Raw genomic sequence first — 17,094 nt, forward strand, 5'->3', positions numbered from 1 at the left:
CGCATGAAACAAATCCGTTTGAGGCTTCTACTGATCCTTCTCATTTTCATGGGAGCCCTTTTCATCAGTTCTATTCAAACCACACGGCTGCACACGCTTTCGCTTGTCACTGGAATGGGCATCGAAAAAGAACAAGGCATTTATTCAGTTACCCTCCAATTATATAACCCGGAAGCCAATGCTAAAGAATCCTCCGGTGAAATTGGCGGGAAAACCTATACAGCCACTGGTGTGACCATTGCTGATGCCATAGCAGCCTTAAGAAACGATATTTCCAAACGCATATTCACGGAAACGCTTCAAATCGTTGTCCTGGGAGAGCAGATGGTCAAAGAGGAAGGGGTGGATCCTGTTCTTGACTATTTGGTCCGCGCTCCTGAAATTCCGGGAAACATCCAAATGGTGATTGCCAGGGGATCATCGCCCGAATTCGTGTTTCAAATGTTCCCGGCGGACGATAAAGTAACCAGCAGCCATATAAGAAAATTGCTGAGTCATTCAGAACAGCGGTGGGGTACGTTTCAAGACATATCTGCTGAACGTATCAAAAGCCTCTTGGAGGACAAAACAAGTGACATCGTTATCCCCTACCTGGAACTGAAAGGCGATAGAATGGAAGGGCTCTCCAAAGCCAGCACGGAGAGATTCACGCCGGCGGCCTACTTTTCGCTGACCGGGCTGGCCTTATTATCGAACGGGAGGCTGAAAACCTACTTCACCTCTGAAGAGAGCCGCCTGCTGGCCTTACTGAGGGGAGTGAATCAAAAAGAAAGCCTCACCTTCCCGTGCAGGGAAGACAATCATTATATGACCATCAGAACTACAAACACCAATGCTTCAACGAAAGCATCTGTAGATCCATTGTCCTTCAACATACAGGTTCACGTGAAAGCTTATGTAGAGGAATACGGGTGTAAAGAGGAAATGAATGGGCAGCGGGGTATTCAAAAGCTTGAGGAATGGCTAGAAGAAACGATAAAAAAAGAACTGACAGTCATGGTTCAAAAACAAGAGGAAGAGGGGGCAGACTTTCTCGGTTTAAAAGATCACTTGTACCGCCATTCACCTGCCTATTGGAAAAAGATGAAGAAGGAGAAAAACGAAGACCTTTCAAAGGTCCCTGTAACGATCGATGTTCAGGTTTCGCTTACTAAAATAGGGAAAACCTCTAAATTACCTTTATGATGAGGACGATAACATGGAACGGACAATCATTACCCCCACTCAGTTTTTCTCACTCATGCTTTTATTCCTGACAGGAACCACCATTATTGTAGGCTTGAACTTCACAGCGCTGCAGGATAGTGGATTTGCTGTACTCTTTGAGATGGCCGCCGGTACTTTCATGTTCTATTTTTATATGTACCTCTCTGAAAAAAGAGGGTGGCAGAATCTCGGTGGAATCTTAACCCAAGCGTACGGAAAAACAACAGCCAAAGTAATCATTCTGTTCTACAGCTTGTACTTTCTCTATATTGCCGGCCGCGTAACCACAGACTTTTCCTTTTTCGTGACGCACATTATTTTTCAGGACACTCCCCCGTGGGTCATTATGATCCCGTTTCTGATGGTCATCGGTTACTCGACGGTCTTAGGGATCGAAGCTGTCGCCCGTAGTGCAGAAATTCTTGTTTTCTTTACGATAATGCTTTTGGTTATGTTATGGGGCCTTGGGTTCTTATCCGAAGAATTCGATCCCATCTACCTGCTTCCGTTATTCGATCAGGATTGGTCTGTCCTGCTCTCCATGATTTTCCCTACGGGTATCAGCTTTCCCTATGGAGAGTTGATCGTATTCACCGTTCTGTTTTCCTTGGTAAAAAATAAAGAAACAGTGAAACGCTACGCCTGGGTCCCTATTTCAGCAGCTGGCTTTATCATTATCATCACGATGGAGCTTGTCATCGGCATCCTGCATGCACCGATGGCAGAACAGTATTTCTTTCCTTTTGCTAAGGCGATGGAGCTTGTCACTTATTTTTCCTTTATTGAACACCTTGAGATTTTCACCACTCTTTTACTTCTGAGCGGCGTATTTATCAAAGTATTTATCTTTGCCTATGCAGCCTTCAGCCTTTTCAAGGAATCGTTTCCTATGAAAAAAACAAAGCTCTGGCACAGCTTTGTTCTCATCTTACTGATTGGCGTCATGTCGATGATTGCTTCTGAAAACCTGATCCAGCACTTGCAGATCGGACTGAAGGTCGTCCCTTATGCCCTTCATATTCCCTTCCAATTCGGGATCCCCATCCTTACCGCCTTCGTTTTAATCCTAAAACGCCGGAAATAATGCAGGAAGAAAGCCCGCCCTTATTGGTACATAAGGGCGGGCTTTTTTCACTGCGCTTTTTCGTCCGATTCGTGAATGCCGATAAGGTTGCCCTCCGTGTCATGGAAATATCCCTGCCAGGCCATACCAGGCAGTGCATATTTCGGCATAGCGACGGTGCCCCCCTGCTCTTTGATCAAAGCTTCGGTGCGGTCGAAATTCTCGACACTCATCGTACAGACAAAGCTGTTGACTGCCTGCCCTTTTTCAGGGGCCGGTCCCTGACGCTGCATAAGTGCCCCGTTGATGCCCGGAGTAGAAGCATCCCCGGTCACAGCTCCGAAATAAGGCATCCCTGCATATTCACTGTAATCCTCGTACGTCCAGCCAAAGACACGGCTGTAAAATTCCTTCGCCCTCTCCATATCATCCACATGAATTTCAAAATGTACCAGACGGCTCAAAGGCTTCTCCTCCTTTTGGATATGCTATTTATTTACATTCGACTCCAAAAAGAAGATTCCTCCTTTCCAACGAGAACCGTTGAATCAGCTGCTGGATTCTTCGAACATTTTTTCCTTCATCGCATAGATGGCCGCCTGGGTGCGGTCATGGACGTCGAGCTTGCTTAATAGATGACTCACATGCGTTTTCACCGTTTTCTCTGTGATGAACAAAGCAGCAGCTATTTCCTTATTGCTCTTTCCAAGGGTAATTTGATAGAGTACATCTTTTTCCCGTTTCGTCAGCTTGAACGGAGCATCAGGAGCCCGTCCTGTTTGATTCTGGTTCATTTCCGTTAAAAGCAGCTGGGTCGCTTTCGGGTGGAGCAGTTTTTCACCTCGGTGAGCGGCGCGGATGGTCCGGACGAGCTCATCCGGGTCTACGTCCTTCAGCTGATATCCGGACGCACCTGCCTGAAGGGCGGGGATAACGTGGTCCTGATCGGAATAACTGGTCAGAACGACGATTTTCGATTCTGGATACCGTTGAAGAATCTCCTTAGACGCCTCTACCCCATCCATCACCGGCATCATCAAATCCATCAGGATGACATCAGGAGAACACTCCTCCATTTTTTCCAATGCCGTCCGGCCATTTTCCGCTTCTCCCACCACTTCGATATCCTGCTGGGTATTCAAAAAGAACTTCAGTCCGCGCAGAACGATTAAATGATCATCGACGAGCATCACCCGTATACTCATTCCATCCGCTCCTTTCGGTTTCCCTTATGAGGGAGAAATACTCGTACTTCTGTCCCCCGTCCCTTCACACTTTGAATGGAAAACGAACCGCCGGCCAGTTCGGCCCGCTCTTTCATACTTGTCAATCCAAGGGTGCGGGCCTCAGCATCTTCATGATCATCGATTCCAGGACCACAATCGGATAGCACCATACCTGCCCCTGTTTTTGTTTCATAAAAGTGGACGGCAGCGCTCGTCTCGTTGGTGTGTTTCTTGATATTATTAAGGGCTTCCTGGCCGATCCGCCATAATGTCTCCTCCGCATTCCCCGACCAGTCCGGGACCTGCTCCATATCGATATCCAGCGTGATGCCGAGATGGACGGCATATTTTTTCAAAGCTGCACTCAACCCTTCTTCAATCCCGACCGGACGGAGCTGCCAGATCAGCGACCGCATTTCCTTCTGGGACTCCTGAGAAAGCAGCAGCATGTCCTCCAGCATCTCCCGGAGGTCCTGCCGGTCATCTGGAATCATTTCTTTTACTCCACGGGCAGTTAAAGAAAGGGAAAAAAGCTTTTGATTGACTGAATCGTGCAGATCTCTGGCAAGGCGCTTCCTTTCTTCATGCAGCAAAAGCTCCCGGCGTTCTTTCTGAAGGTTCAGGCTCTCAGCTGCAAGAGCCATGTTCCGGACGAGGGCCTGTTGGACTTCAGTATCTCTGCGCTGAAAAGGCTGTCTGCTGCCTGAGACCGTATGAAGCAGCCCAACGGTCTCGTCCTTCATTGTGATGTGATGGATGGCCTCTGATTCTCCGTTTTTTTCTGGAACCTGCTTAATCTCTTCCGAAAATTCCCCGCCGCTTGACGCTTGTTTTATGTACACATGGTTGTTCTTCACGTACATGGCTGCCGCCTGCCAGCCAAAATGAGCCATTCCTTTCGTGACTGTGGTCTGACATATGCCAGGGATGTCTTCTTCCTTGTTGATGGAACGAACCACCTTATTCAGCTTTTCATAAAGCTCTGCTCTTTTCTGTTCCTCATGATACAGCCTCGTCCGCTTGATGGCGGTTCCGATCTGATAGGCGACGGACTGCATCAAGGTCAGTTCTTCCTCTGAAAAATGTTCCTTATAAGGGGCTGCGATATTCAATATCCCGAAGAATTCCGTCCCGTCGCCAAGGGGAATCGTTGCATGGTGGGAGATTCCCTCCGTGTCTCCACGTTTGTTTTTCACAGCTTCTGTAATCCGCTTGCATTCAATGATATTGACCGGCTCTGTCAGTTTGTTGTTCCAATAGCGGTGCAGGCAGTGGCAGTCACCCGAACACATCGGCGCTTTTTCCTCTCTGGAAAGCGCCGGCGGCAGACCGTAATCGGCGATCAGCGTATAATGCGGCTCCTCATCAACGAGAAAGATCCAGCCCGCTTCCAAATGGGTCAGCTCCAACAGCTTCTCAAGGACAGCCTGGAGCATTTCATGCATGTCGTTACAAAGATTCAAAGTTTCCGCGATCCCTTTCATGATTGTTAATTCTTCCACACGGTCAAACGCACGCATCCTTTTCCTCCGTTTCCATCAGTTTGTTACAGGAAAGGATTGGTGAAACTCAGCAAGGACGCTGTCCAGCCGGTCCTCCGTTCCTTTCTTTAATCCGCCCTCCGCATCGAAATCCTCCGGATCGAAGACCATCTGCTGCGGAAGTATCATGGCATACAGGCCCCGGCCGACCGTCCTCATCTGGTTGACCGCATTTATACCGCCTTTTCCTCCGCCACAGACAGAAAACAGAAGGGTTGGTTTCCCTTTGAAATGCGAACCATCCAGAAATTCGAGTGCGTTTTTCAAGGCTCCGCTCATCCCGTTATGATATTCCGGCGATACCCAGACAAACGCCTCCGTTTCCGCTGCGGTTTTTTTGAATTTCATGACAGCCGGGTGATGCTCCTGCTGTTTTGTACCATCAAATAAAGGCAGCTGCTCTTCACTCAAATCAATCAGCGAAGCCTGAAGCTTCTCCGCCACCTTTGTGGCTGCCTGCCTTGTCCGTCCCTGCTTTCTTGGTGTTCCACTAATCACTGTTATGTTCATTTCGATTCCTCCTTGCTCTTATCTTATCTCTGAAAGGAAAAATCGGACTCCGGGAAATGACGGAACTTTTTCTACAACTTTGGACGGAAAACGTTCGTTCGCCATTGAAAAAGAACAGCTCCCCTTCACCGATGTTGATCGGCATACACCTTTGCCGTTACACCAAAACGGGCTTTAAAGGCCCTGGAAAACGTACTGAGGGACTGATACCCCACATCAAAGGCCGTTGTCATAATATCACGTCCCGGATTCATCAGCTGTCTTGCCGCTTCCTCCAGCCGGATCCCATGAATGTACGCTCTTGGCGTCCGACCCGTCTGTTTCACGAACACCCGGTGAAGATGGTATTTGCTCATATTCATTTGAAAGGCGATCACATCCAGCGTCAGATCCTCCCTGAAATGTTCATTTACAAAGGCCTGTACCTGGGCAGCAATCCCTTCTGGACTGTGAAGATGATCGGCTGCTGCCTGCTGCCATAAGTTTGTGTGAGAGCCCTCTATATGGGTGAGGATGGTTTCTGTAAAAGCTTCCTCGTTGGACAGTACCTGATCGATTCCTTGAAAAGCCGCTGTCTGCATCTGTTTTTCTGCTTCCTTCACGACTGCAGCGGGAACGGTCTGGAGTGCTGAAAAATCTACGGGGGAGACACTTTGTCCAAGCCGCCCCTCCAGGACCTTCCGGACAACAGTCTCGTTAAAGCTGATCAGCATAATCATCCCTCCCCCTGAAGCTTCATGCTGATGGACATCACCAGGAGGCACAATCAGTGCTTTTTCCGCATCCAGATGCAGATGCGTACCGTTATGGCGGACGGCGATGCTCCGGGACATGGGAATACTGATCTGGTAATGGTCGTGAGGGTGCGCTTCATCCGCCTCCCCCTGCTGTAAATCGAATAGTAACACTCCGGTATGCTCGAGATCGAGCCTCATTTCCATGCTGCATCTTCCTTTATTGAGCAAGATTTGCTGATATAACCGCAAGAACCGCCACGTCCGCCCTTCCTTCTTTCCAATACAATAGGTTTACTTCCTAAGGAAAGGGGTCTTAGTAATGGAAACACGGACGATAATGATTCAGACCGGCGGGCATGCGCTCCTATCCTTTATCTCCATCCTTTTACTTCCGTTTTTAACTCTGTATATGTATGACCGATTCGACGAAAACCTCAGTCTGACTGCTTTGGTCATTGGCATCCAGCCCTTCACGGAAATTCTTTTCACACTGCTTTTCAGCAGGTGGATCGACCGCTTCGGCCGAAGACCAGTGCTTTTAGGTTCTCTGGTGTTTCAACTAGCGGCGATGGTTGGATTTATCGTGGCTCAAGATGTATGGACGTTTGCCGTCTGTGCTTTTTTGAATGGCCTTGGGCGGTTTGTCTACATCCCTGCGGCCAGGGCGCAGATATCAGAAACGGTTCCTTTGGAGAAACAAACACGGACGTTTGCGCTGCTGGAGACAGGTTCAAATATCGGCGCCCTGGCCGGACCTGCGGTTGGAGCGGTGCTTTTCAGCTGGCATCCACCGTTATTGTTCGCTCTGCTGGCCGTGCTCACCTCCATCTATGCCTTGATCGTCTGGCTGTGGCTGCCGGAGTCATGGACCGGTGTCCTTACAGAAGTTTCAGAGCGGAAGCCTGTCCCCTATAAAAAACCAGCCTTCCTTGCCTGCAGCATGCTGCCGATCAGTCTGTTTCATGCCCAGATGGAAACGAACTGGCCGATTTACTTGAAAGAGAATATGGAACATTATCTCTGGACGTTTTCAGTCCTGCAGATGTCCGGCACGCTCTTCTTTATCTGCTTTGAAGTCCTGCTTGTCCATTGGGCGGAAAAATGGCCGCGGATACGGGTCATCCAGACCGGATGGCTGTTTTATACAGCGGCTGCTTTTGGTTTTGCGTTTTCCACTCATTTCGTTGGACTTATTGTATCACAGCTGTTGTTGTGTATTGGGGCTGTTCTGGTGCTCAATCCGATGCAGACGTTCATCAGCACAATCGCCCCGCAGGCTCATAAAGGAAGATATTTCGCCTTGTTCGGCCTGCACTGGGATTTCTCCCGGTCCGCTGGTCCATTCACAGGCGGCCTCATGCTTTCCTTTTTCGGTGGAGGATGGTTGTTTTCCACGCTTGGAATCCTCCTGATCATCGGTGCATTCATTCAGACAAACCGCCTGACCATCTATTCCATGGATGAACCAGACAGGATGGCCGGATGATGGATGTGCATCCAGAAGCACTCACACAAAAACCCGTCCTCTCCTCTTATCCTGGGACGGGTTAAATGATATACGTAAACGAGGCGGCCCGTTCAATACCAGTAGTAAGGGTAAAAGGGATCGAAACGGCGGATGCCCCAGAACGGAAAGCCGAATAAACCGAAAGGACCGAAAAACGGAAAGAACAAACGGCTGTCAGCACTGCCCTGGCTCTGCGGCACCTGCTGCTGACCGGCAGGCTTGAGCAAATACAGCTGTTCGTCGTCGAAGCTGTGCAGAATGCCGGCATGAACGGAACCATCATGATTTTCGATCTGGATCATTTGATAAAGGTGCTGATGGCAGAAATCCTTCGCTCCCTGCTTCTGTCCTCTGGTTCGGGGAGACCTATGAGACGGATGATGCATCATCGAGACCCTCCTTTTTCTCCCCATCGTATGACAGAAGCCTAAAAGCGTGCTAATCCCATTGTTTAAGCGAGAGCCACAATTTTTTCAGTTTCCGTTCCACAGGCTTTCCTCTTCCGGACTGCTGCTTCTGCCATTCGTTGTAACTGGCCGTCGCGATCAATAACAGCCCTGCCGTCAACAGGTACACCCACCACGGCGCCCTGCCCCAGTAGGGATTCGTCTGGTAGAAGACATTGAAAATGAGCACACCCATTCCTGTAAAAAAGTACGATTTAATCTTCAGCTGCATCCCCGCCAACATGGACACAACGGATAAACCGCCAATGATCCACGCATCCCAGAGCGTATGACTGATGATCGCATCACTCACAAGATAGGCCGCAATGAAAAGAAGGAGCGCGGACTGCACGTGACTCATAGCCCCCCTGTACTCGTGCCACGTTCGTTTTCGTAACAGATAAAGGACGAACAGCAGCGGCAGGGTATACAGTTCAGCTTCCAATAGATCAGGAATATAGGCATTATAATCAACAAGGATCCAAAGATAAGCCATGTAAAAACAGACGCTCCCGATCGTGTAGGACACCTTATCAAACAAGGGACGGTTCCATCTTGAAGCGGATACCATCATCCACGAGCCTGTGAGAAGCAGCGGCAGGACTTCCACCCATGCGTTCCCGTAGGCTGCCGTATAGATCGTAAGAAAACCGATATAAAGCAGGGCGGTGAACGCATAGGCATCGACTTTCTGTCTGGAAGCGATGAGAGAACGGAACAGGTACCAACCTGCCCCGTACACGAGCACAGCCGCAGATGCAAGAACTGGAATCCATACGTCCCTGCCCCAAATCTGTCCGATGTTCTCCCACATCAACAGCGTGAGAAGCAGCGGCAGGAACAGGACATACCACCAGCAGCGGAGATGAATCAACACAAGCGTGATGATGACGTATGCACACATAGGTGCAATTTCCCAGGAAGCCATAAGGCCGCTCCGGCTCATGATCAGCGCAAGACCAAGAATGGAAAATGGGATCAAAAACCAGTCCAGGCGTTTTTTCCATGGATGAGACAAAAAGGTCCAGACGAACCCGAGAATAACCGTAGTCATCATAAACGCATATTCGCCCGGAATCAGCGTCCAAAGACCCCACTCCTCTGAAAGCGTGTAAATCAAAACATAGACAAGGAAGGCAGCGGCATAAAGCATCAACCGCCGGCCAATCTCTCGTTCTTCCCGCCAGGAGCTCCAGCTGTACACACCAAGAGGGACAAGGAAAAACAGGGGATGAACGCCCTCTGTTCCAAGCGTCGTCAGCCACATCAACCCGATGATGACCGGAAGCATACCATGAGCCAGCACGTAAAAGGACGGACGGAGCCCGAGCGCTTTCCCTTTTTCTGCTAGGACAAGCAGCCATACCGGTGCAAACAGACTGTAGACGAGCGCTCCTTCAAATCCGGGAAGCGGCAGGGGTTTGATGAGCGACAAGTAAAAACCCGCTGTCGTTAAGGCCGGAAAAATCCAAAGGGACGCCTTCGATCCATAAACTGTCAAACCGTACGTGACGAATAAACCGATAAACAATAACAGCGGGCGGACAAATATCTGATCCACGAGCGGATCGACAAGCAACAGAGCCATGGCTGCGATATAGGTGCCCTGCCCGATGTAGAACGTCTTGATCTCCAATGGTTTTTCCTTCAAGAGCCGCCAACCGCCTGCTCCGGCTAACAGGATCAGCCCGGAACACGCCAAATGAAACGAATAGCCAAACCCTTCTCCATATGCCGGAAGCTGGTCTGTCATCGGCTGGTAGATGAGAATCATGGAAGTCAAGAGGGCTGCGGGATGAAACCACTGGGCCGTCCATCGCCAATCCTGTTCAGCTCCCTTTTTATAGACGGCCACGGCGAGCGCTGAGCTCACGAGAAACTAAAGCGATAGATGACCATAGGCCTCCATCGTCCAAGCCAGCGTAATACAAGCAGCCATGGCCAGCAGGCTTATGTAAAAGCTGCTGAACTTAACTGGCTGCAGCCACCGTCCTTCTCCCCAAAGACCCGGGTACAGGCAGAGAAGCGCAGCGGCAGTATAGACAAACAGATACATCGGTCCACTGCCAAGCAGTGACCAGAGCTGAGCGGCACTGATTATATAAAAAACCGGAGCCATATACTTGAAAATGGACCGTCCTGAAACAACAGCAAGCAGCAGATAGTTGATCATGATGATCAGATACGCAGCCAGAAGCAGCCAGGAATCCTGTTCAGCACGGAGCTGCAGACTCTGGAACGTAATATAGATAAAAGCACAAATAGAAACGACACCACTCGTATAGTGGAACATCTTTTTGACAAATCCCTGCTGCTTCACGGCATAGGCAAAACCTACATAAAGCAGACCTGCCGCAGGAAATATCACCTCTTCAATGTGCTGCAGCGGCGAGTGTTCGACAAGCTGATAGACAGCATAGGCGAGCATAGCGGAAAAGACGAATTGATATTCCTTCGCCCCGTAGATAAATACCATCGCCATATACATGGCCGCTGTAAGCAGCAGGTTAAAGCTGTAAAAGACCTCCTCTTCAAAAAAGAAGAGCATGAACAGAGTCGATAAGACAAGATGCAGCTGGGTATATAACGGCAGTTCTTTCGTAAACAGCTGCCAGCGCTTTTGTTTTCTAAAACGGATATATCCTCCAAGCAGAGCAGCGTTGTAGACCATGACGATGAGGTAAAACCCATCTGTACCGACAGGCAGTGCCCCGGCCCCAAATGACGTGGTCATGCTCATGAAAACCAGCGAAATCCACACATACAGCCGCGAGCGGTAAACCATGGCATGGCGGATATACAAAGGCAGTGGGATCAGCGTTCCTGACACCCCCAGGATGTAGCGCCCTTCTCCGTCCAACGAAAAATAGCTGCCAAACAGTTCAAAATAACCGGCGGCAAGAATGGCTACCGGAATCAATAAACTGCCGAGTGTCAAAAAGGCGAAAGCCGTTTTTTCAATGCCAAGCACCCTTTTCGTCCCGTAACTGAGCGCAAAGAAGAAGAGGGATACTCCAATGATGGCCGTGAGCTTCGCCCCGGGCCCCATCTGATCCCATTGACTCGTTGCAAGAATCACCCCTGTCATAAGCAGCAGGGCTACTCCGAGGATCAAGGACCACGTAATGTTCCGCTCCCTTACCTCTTCCGGTGACTTCTGCTTTTTCACCTTCTTTACCGGTTCAGCCGGCATGGGACTTTCCTTTTTAACGGGTTCGGAAGCTTCCTGACGCTCGATCCTTGCGGCCACGGCTTCCTTATAGTGTTGATCTTGTTTTTTCACATATGTATAAGTCGCTTCATCGATGTAGCCTTCGCTTCGCAATCGGTTCAGCCTCTCGTGGAAGTATTCATCTTTCAGCTGATCGGCATATTTCCCCATCGCTCTCCCTCCTATCCCATCCATTGTAACACCAGCATGGCATTATTTGGGTCGCGAATAAAAAAACGTCCGCCCCTTCTTTTGAAGAGCCGGACGTTTCCATCAGGACGACATCGTTTGTTTTTCAGAGGCTTGATGGTTTCTGCGCCGGCGCCACATCATCATTTCCAGCGCGGCCATACAGATCAGCAGCCAGCCGAGACCAAGCGCGAGACCTGCAGCGATATCAGTGAAATAGTGCACCCCGATAAACGTCCGGCTTACAGCGATAAGAACGATGACCGCTGATAAAAAAACATTGATCGTCCATTTCCATTTTTTATGAAGGGGGCTGATGACGACCAGATAAATCAAAAACCCATAAAAAGCCATCGCTCCTGACGAATGACCACTCGGAAAACTGTAGCCCACACCGTCATACTGCTCCAGCACTTCCGGACGCTGCCGTTCAAACAGCAGTTTGAGGCCCTTTGTTAACGCACTGATGCCGATCATATTGACGAGGAAGAACACCCACAGCCACCGGCTCGTTTTAGAAAAGAAAGCCAGATAAATCAGCGTCACAGCAGAAGCAGCCGTGATCCACCAGACAGATCCAAGCTCCGTCACCGTTCCCATGAACTGATCAAGTCCAGGGGTGGACAGCGATGCTGTTATATTCGACACGGCCTGATCGACCGCAAATTTTTCGTCTTCCATCACATCTTCCGCCAGCTCAATAAAGCCGTAAAACGCCGCACCCATCAAAAAGAAGCCGATGATGACTGTAACGACAGAGGCTTTGGAGGGCTCGGAAGGATGAATACCACGGAATAGCATAATGATGATCTCCTTTCACCCAAGTTCAACTACTCTTCTCTTACCCCTCCCCACACCCTGCGCAAACAACTGAAAATGTCTGGATCAGCCTGTTCGTTGATAGATCTGCCATTTCGTTGAGATACTCCTAAACGATTGGCTGCCTCCAGAAAATCATTGATCAAACCATATGTTCATGGAAAAACGCACAAAAAAAGCACAGGAACAAATCCTGTGCGTGCGTTCACTTCGGAGTCGGGGTCCCCTGGTGATGAACCATCTTCCACGTGTCTCCATACTTTTTCCAAATGGAGCTCCGCCATGACGTTTTCCCTGTCTCTTTGATATGAAGCAGGAAGGTGGTCAATGCAGCATCTTCGGCGAGCTGCTGTACTTGAAACTGTTCACATGACAGACCGCGGTCCTCTTCCTGCGGCAGACGTTCGAGCACATGGTCTTTTCCAAAGACAGCACCAGTACTGGAGATTTCCTGGAAGTCATCGGCGAGCCGCCGGTCGAGTTCTTCTCTCGAAGACCTCACCCCGGCCGTCAACAGCTCTGTTTCCTGCTGATATAGATGGGCATGCAGGCTCATGATGAGCGCACCTTTTGTTCAATAAGTCCGAAGCCGATACCAGTCGGATCGACGAGATAGGCGAGGTAAAAATCCTCGTATTCCAACTTCTCCTTTACGACGAGAGCGCCTCTCTGCTCCGCCTCGGCCATCGTTTCATCAATGGAGGCCACTTCGACCTGGATGCGGGCGCCGTGCGGGAAATCAGCGCCTCCTTTTGAAATGCCGCTATAGACCCCGTTTTGCTGACCGGTTGACACCGGGGCATACCCCCAGGAAGACTCTCCGACATCCCAGCCGAACACTCCCTTATAAAAGGCTGCCGCTTTTTCCGGCTGTTGACTGCTTAGTTCAAACCCTACGACTTTTCCTTTTCTATCAGTCATCCTCATTCTCCTCCATTCAAGAATGCCGCCCCATTAAAGCCGGCATCACCCGCCAGCTTTCCTCGATGACACATCCGTCTCCTGTCAGTGTAGACACAAGATCTCCAGGTTTAGCGTTTGTCAGAAGTTTCGGAAACACATCCGATTGATAACGTCTATGAAACGATTCATCCGCCCAGCTCGATAAAATAAGGTAACAGCTCTCACTCTCTGTATGCCCGGCGAAAAATCCGCCGGTCATTCCCGGAGATGAAGCCATTCCAGGATTCCAAACATTTTCCTGCACCTTAAGGAAACTTTGAACTCTTTCCTTTTTCACATGAGTGAATGCCAGACGCAGAAAGGCTCCCTCTCCAAAAATTCCGGCAGGCTCAGAGCCCTTGATGTTAAACAGCGGTTCATACAATTGTACGTCCAGCTTCTCGTACATTTGATCCTGCCCTGACTGATGAAATACCTCATCATGGTTGTTCTTCATAAAGGTGTCGTAAAAGTGACGGTCCTCCCAGAAAGCAAGAATAAAAGCACGGCAGGGATGCTTTTTGCTCCAGCCGCCGGCCTGTCCTAAAAATCCGGGTATATCCCTGAGCCGGCTCCATGAAGCCTGCGCTTCGGAAAAGGCCTGTTTCTTTTCAGGACTCACTTTACATTTGATTAATTTGATCAGCATGCAGATTCTCCTTATCCATGCACATGTACCCAGCCAGCATCCAACAAAAAATCTTTCCTTGTAAGGGAACGGGATTCCAGGATCTCCCTGTACGAGGTGATAGTTCCATCATGGGACAATAAAAACACTCTCCCTTTTTTCCATTTTCGGCACCGATGGAGAAACCGCCGACCATAATCGAAGAATACCTCATCATTCATATGATTGATGCCGTGGTCCCATAATTCGGGCTCACATTTCTCATCCACATGGAGACAGGAAGCGGATACTTCTTCGATAGATATTATTTCGTCACAAGGGAGCGTTTTACATCCCGGTCTCTGCGGAAAAATCCGTGGTCCTGCCCAAGGAGTGACCATACCCTCTGCCTCTCCTGAGTGATTCCAGTAATGAAACGTCTCAAGTGTACGGACCGTCGGACTGATGTAGACAAAGTCCCCGCTCCTGAGGGGAAGTGTCTTATGCAGTTCTGCTGCCTGCTGCTTTCCTTCTCCAGTTAAAGCGGGATGCCGGCGGTGCAGACTTTCCGGCGGATTCACCGTATGCCAAGCTTCCGCATGTCGGACAAAGGTCACATCCACCCTTTTTCACCACCTAAAATAAGAAACAGAGGAATCCTCATGCGCCGTTCATATTCCTTTTTCTCAAGAAAAGCGTCCGGCTCCGGGCAGCCTTCTTTCAGTCCTGTTATCCGGAACCCCGCCTGCAGAAGTTCCTGAACGTATGCTTCTACAGGACGGTGATATTTGATGACCTCATGATCGATCCAATGTTCCTTCCGCTCTCCTCTATGAAAATAATCATCCACCACCCAGTTGGTACGCCCCCCAGGCTGATCAGACGGCGCTGTAGTCGATGTCAGAAGCGGATGCTGCACACTGAATACAAAGCGGCCGCCGGGCTTCAGGCCTTGATAGACGCTTCGGAAGACAACGGACACCTCTTCTATATAATGGAGCACCATCCTTGAAGTAATCAGATCATAGGCTTCCGGTTCCATTCTAAAATCTTCCACCATTGTATGGTGAAGACGGGCCCGGGCGGCTTTCAAGTTTTCCTGTGCGGCCTTAAACATGTTTGCTGATCCTTCTACTCCCTCATAGATCCGGCAGCCGGCCCTGCAAAGGTCCAATCCAAAGGAGCCATCCCCACAGCCGAGGTCCAGCACCCGCTGGTCATGAACCTCTCCCACCATGTTTAGAAAAGCCGGCTTTTCCATCGCATTATTCGGACTTTCACGGCGGTTGCGCCGGTGTAAAAAAGCATTAAAAAATTCATTTTCGTCATAAATAGATGAACCTTTGTATCCCATCCTGCCCCTCCTGATCAGTCCTCATAGAATTCCATATGCGGCTTCGTCTTTTTGTAATGATCCATCCTGTCCGCCAATGTCCCGGTATGAAACTCGAATTTATGCCCATCAGGATCTGTAAAATAGACCGATGACCGATCGCCGGTTTCCCTTTCCCTTCCGCTCAAAATGTTTACACCCCGGTCCTCCAGCATCAAGACCATTGATGGGAGTTCGTTTTCCTCTATGGAAAAAGCGGTATGGGTGTAGGACGCCTGCTCAGGCCTCGGTATATCCTTTTCTTCGTTAAGGGCCAGCCATATCCCTGCAAGATCAAAGTAAGCGGTCGTTCTCCCCTTCGCAAGCAGACGCGCACCGAAAATGTCCTGATAAAAATGGATGGAGCGCTCCAGGTCGGAGACTGAATAAAGAAGATGGTTCAATCCGGCTGCCTTCATCCACCGTCACCCTTTCTATGAAACTTCGTTTATTATTTCAAAATAATTGAATATTTTCAATCATATTCCACACAAAAAACCCCGGGATGCGTTCTCATTCCCGGGGTTCTCCACAGCGGCATGTGTAGGCTTCGAAGGTATATGTCTGATAAAGCAGCGGAACGGCTCCCTTTTCCGCCGGCGTCTGATAGACTTCGACAAGAGGAGCCACATCCTGCGCGGCCGCTCTGGCTGCAGCAGCCTCTATATCCTCTTCCTTTTCAATTTCATAACGGTTCATAGCTTCAAATAATGATTCGTGCGGACAGACATCATAGGTGATCGCTGTAAAAGCACTCATGATACGCCACCTTCTTCTTCATAATAATCGAGAACAGCATCTACATAATAGATATCCCCATAACAGGCATCATACTGCTCCGCTTCTTCCCGGATACAGCTGTATTCCCCCGTATCCTTCAACTCTTCATATTTTTCCGCTGAAAAAGAAATGGCCAGTTCCTGTGTATATTCACCGCCACGGTTCATGACATAATCGATGAAACCAGCCCCGAAGTTGTAGGCCTGCAGGGCAAGCTTGACATCGCCATCTGCCTTTTCCAACGTTGTGGCAAAGTAGGAAACGCCCTGCCGGATCGATACTTCCGGATCCTCAATACACCCGACTTCCCCGCAGTAGGACTCAGACGCCTGCATCGGATCATCTCCTCGGCCGCCGGATTCCTGCATCATAAGGGCAAGCAGCACATCCGACTGGTCTGCAATCCCCTCTTCCGCTGCGTAGTTCTCCACTTCCTCTTCATACTGCCGGACACTGTCTGAGAGCGGGTCCGTCTCCTCTTCGACGATACTGCTCATCACTCCACCACCACCAGCTTCCTGTACGATGAGATAAACAAGACCGGCCGCTAAAAGGAGAAAAAGAAAAGGTCTCCACGGGCCGGATGCGTTACGTTTACTGGATGCCATTGCCTTTCCTCCTTTTCTTCTCTCTTTATCATACAATAGGATGAAGAGATTGATAGAATAAATGCTCAAGAAACCGTACACTGAAGAGCTTGTAAAGTATTCCAAAAGTCCTGTTCTACTCCCCTATACAGCCATACAGACCAACAGAATGTTCTCTAACTTTTAAACGAAGGAACTGTTAACGTTCACTGTTGATTTTAGTACAAAAAGGAACTTCCAATTTAATGAAAGGTCCTTTTTGTATTTGACTTATTCAACTAAATCCTTTTTACGTGAAGATGTGATTCCGGATATCTTGAAGCAGATTTCTAACTAAGTCATCCATTAGAT

Annotated in this window: 20 protein-coding genes; 3 read left to right on the top strand and 17 right to left on the bottom strand. The window is 49.4% G+C overall.

Going from position 1 to position 17,094, the window contains the following annotated elements:
• Positions 1–3: 3 nt before the first annotated feature.
• On the top strand, positions 4–1,185 hold the full coding sequence (locus tag ACXADP_RS14210; RefSeq protein WP_474971766.1) for a Ger(x)C family spore germination protein: 1,182 nt from the start codon (positions 4–6) through the stop codon (positions 1,183–1,185).
• Positions 1,186–1,198: 13 nt separating this feature from the next.
• Positions 1,199–2,290: a GerAB/ArcD/ProY family transporter gene (locus ACXADP_RS14215; RefSeq protein ID WP_474971767.1), complete on the top strand. Its 1,092-nt coding sequence runs from the start codon at positions 1,199–1,201 to the stop codon at positions 2,288–2,290.
• Positions 2,291–2,337: 47 nt separating this feature from the next.
• Here the strand turns inward: ACXADP_RS14215 and ACXADP_RS14220 are convergent, their stop codons facing one another.
• From ACXADP_RS14220 to ACXADP_RS14240, 5 genes are all read right to left on the bottom strand, one after another.
• Positions 2,338–2,733: a VOC family protein gene (locus ACXADP_RS14220; RefSeq protein ID WP_474971768.1), complete on the bottom strand. Its 396-nt coding sequence runs from the start codon at positions 2,731–2,733 to the stop codon at positions 2,338–2,340.
• 84 nt (positions 2,734–2,817) lie between these two features.
• Complete coding sequence (locus ACXADP_RS14225) at positions 2,818–3,474, bottom strand: response regulator (protein ID WP_474971769.1); 657 nt, start codon at positions 3,472–3,474, stop codon at positions 2,818–2,820.
• Complete coding sequence (locus tag ACXADP_RS14230; RefSeq protein ID WP_474971770.1) at positions 3,471–5,015, bottom strand: GAF domain-containing sensor histidine kinase; 1,545 nt, start codon at positions 5,013–5,015, stop codon at positions 3,471–3,473. Before ACXADP_RS14230 ends, ACXADP_RS14225 begins: the two co-directional genes overlap by 4 nt.
• 18 nt (positions 5,016–5,033) lie before the next feature.
• Positions 5,034–5,546: an NADPH-dependent FMN reductase gene (locus ACXADP_RS14235; RefSeq protein WP_474971771.1), complete on the bottom strand. Its 513-nt coding sequence runs from the start codon at positions 5,544–5,546 to the stop codon at positions 5,034–5,036.
• Between the two features lie 125 nt (positions 5,547–5,671).
• Positions 5,672–6,487 carry a helix-turn-helix domain-containing protein gene (locus ACXADP_RS14240; RefSeq protein WP_474971772.1) on the bottom strand — a complete coding sequence of 272 codons (816 nt, stop codon included), beginning with the start codon at positions 6,485–6,487 and terminating at the stop codon, positions 5,672–5,674.
• A gap of 115 nt (positions 6,488–6,602) precedes the next feature.
• Here ACXADP_RS14240 and ACXADP_RS14245 point away from each other — a divergent pair, with 115 nt between their 5' ends.
• Positions 6,603–7,769 (top strand): MDR family MFS transporter, encoded by a 1,167-nt coding sequence (locus ACXADP_RS14245; RefSeq protein ID WP_474971773.1) that lies wholly within the window; start codon positions 6,603–6,605, stop codon positions 7,767–7,769.
• Between the two features lie 92 nt (positions 7,770–7,861).
• On the opposite strand, the gene ACXADP_RS14250 is transcribed toward ACXADP_RS14245, so the two are convergent.
• The 12 genes from ACXADP_RS14250 to ACXADP_RS14305 all read right to left on the bottom strand — a co-directional run bounded on the left by ACXADP_RS14250 (position 7,862) and on the right by ACXADP_RS14305 (position 16,764).
• Entirely contained in the window at positions 7,862–8,179 is a 318-nt protein-coding gene (locus ACXADP_RS14250) for a hypothetical protein (protein WP_474971774.1), read from the bottom strand.
• A gap of 49 nt (positions 8,180–8,228) precedes the next feature.
• Positions 8,229–10,091, bottom strand: a complete 1,863-nt coding sequence (locus ACXADP_RS14255; RefSeq protein ID WP_474971775.1) for an SCO7613 C-terminal domain-containing membrane protein — start codon at positions 10,089–10,091, stop codon at positions 8,229–8,231.
• Between the two features lie 24 nt (positions 10,092–10,115).
• Entirely contained in the window at positions 10,116–11,618 is a 1,503-nt protein-coding gene (locus ACXADP_RS14260) for a hypothetical protein (protein WP_474971776.1), read from the bottom strand.
• A 102-nt stretch (positions 11,619–11,720) separates the two neighbouring features.
• Complete coding sequence (locus tag ACXADP_RS14265; protein ID WP_474967991.1) at positions 11,721–12,437, bottom strand: phosphatase PAP2 family protein; 717 nt, start codon at positions 12,435–12,437, stop codon at positions 11,721–11,723.
• 223 nt (positions 12,438–12,660) lie between these two features.
• Complete coding sequence (locus ACXADP_RS14270; RefSeq protein ID WP_474967990.1) at positions 12,661–13,011, bottom strand: nuclear transport factor 2 family protein; 351 nt, start codon at positions 13,009–13,011, stop codon at positions 12,661–12,663.
• The gene (locus ACXADP_RS14275; protein ID WP_474971777.1) at positions 13,008–13,376 is read right to left on the bottom strand and encodes a VOC family protein; all 369 of its coding nucleotides are present in this window, start codon (positions 13,374–13,376) and stop codon (positions 13,008–13,010) included. Before ACXADP_RS14275 ends, ACXADP_RS14270 begins: the two co-directional genes overlap by 4 nt.
• 16 nt (positions 13,377–13,392) lie before the next feature.
• Positions 13,393–14,046, bottom strand: a complete 654-nt coding sequence (locus tag ACXADP_RS14280; protein WP_474971778.1) for a YdbC family protein — start codon at positions 14,044–14,046, stop codon at positions 13,393–13,395.
• Between the two features lie 11 nt (positions 14,047–14,057).
• Complete coding sequence (locus tag ACXADP_RS14285; RefSeq protein WP_474971779.1) at positions 14,058–14,627, bottom strand: histidine phosphatase family protein; 570 nt, start codon at positions 14,625–14,627, stop codon at positions 14,058–14,060.
• Complete coding sequence (locus ACXADP_RS14290) at positions 14,618–15,358, bottom strand: class I SAM-dependent DNA methyltransferase (RefSeq protein WP_474971780.1); 741 nt, start codon at positions 15,356–15,358, stop codon at positions 14,618–14,620. Before ACXADP_RS14290 ends, ACXADP_RS14285 begins: the two co-directional genes overlap by 10 nt.
• Before the next feature lie 14 nt (positions 15,359–15,372).
• Complete coding sequence (gene fosB / locus ACXADP_RS14295; protein WP_474971781.1) at positions 15,373–15,795, bottom strand: metallothiol transferase FosB; 423 nt, start codon at positions 15,793–15,795, stop codon at positions 15,373–15,375.
• Positions 15,796–15,889: 94 nt separating this feature from the next.
• Positions 15,890–16,135 (bottom strand): hypothetical protein, encoded by a 246-nt coding sequence (locus ACXADP_RS14300; RefSeq protein WP_474967984.1) that lies wholly within the window; start codon positions 16,133–16,135, stop codon positions 15,890–15,892.
• A complete protein-coding gene (locus ACXADP_RS14305) occupies positions 16,132–16,764 on the bottom strand; it encodes a lysozyme family protein (protein WP_474971782.1) in 633 nt (210 codons plus the stop codon). Before ACXADP_RS14305 ends, ACXADP_RS14300 begins: the two co-directional genes overlap by 4 nt.
• Between the last annotated feature and the right edge of the window lie 330 nt (positions 16,765–17,094).

This window comes from Halobacillus sp. AWH4_228 (genome assembly GCF_056158365.1).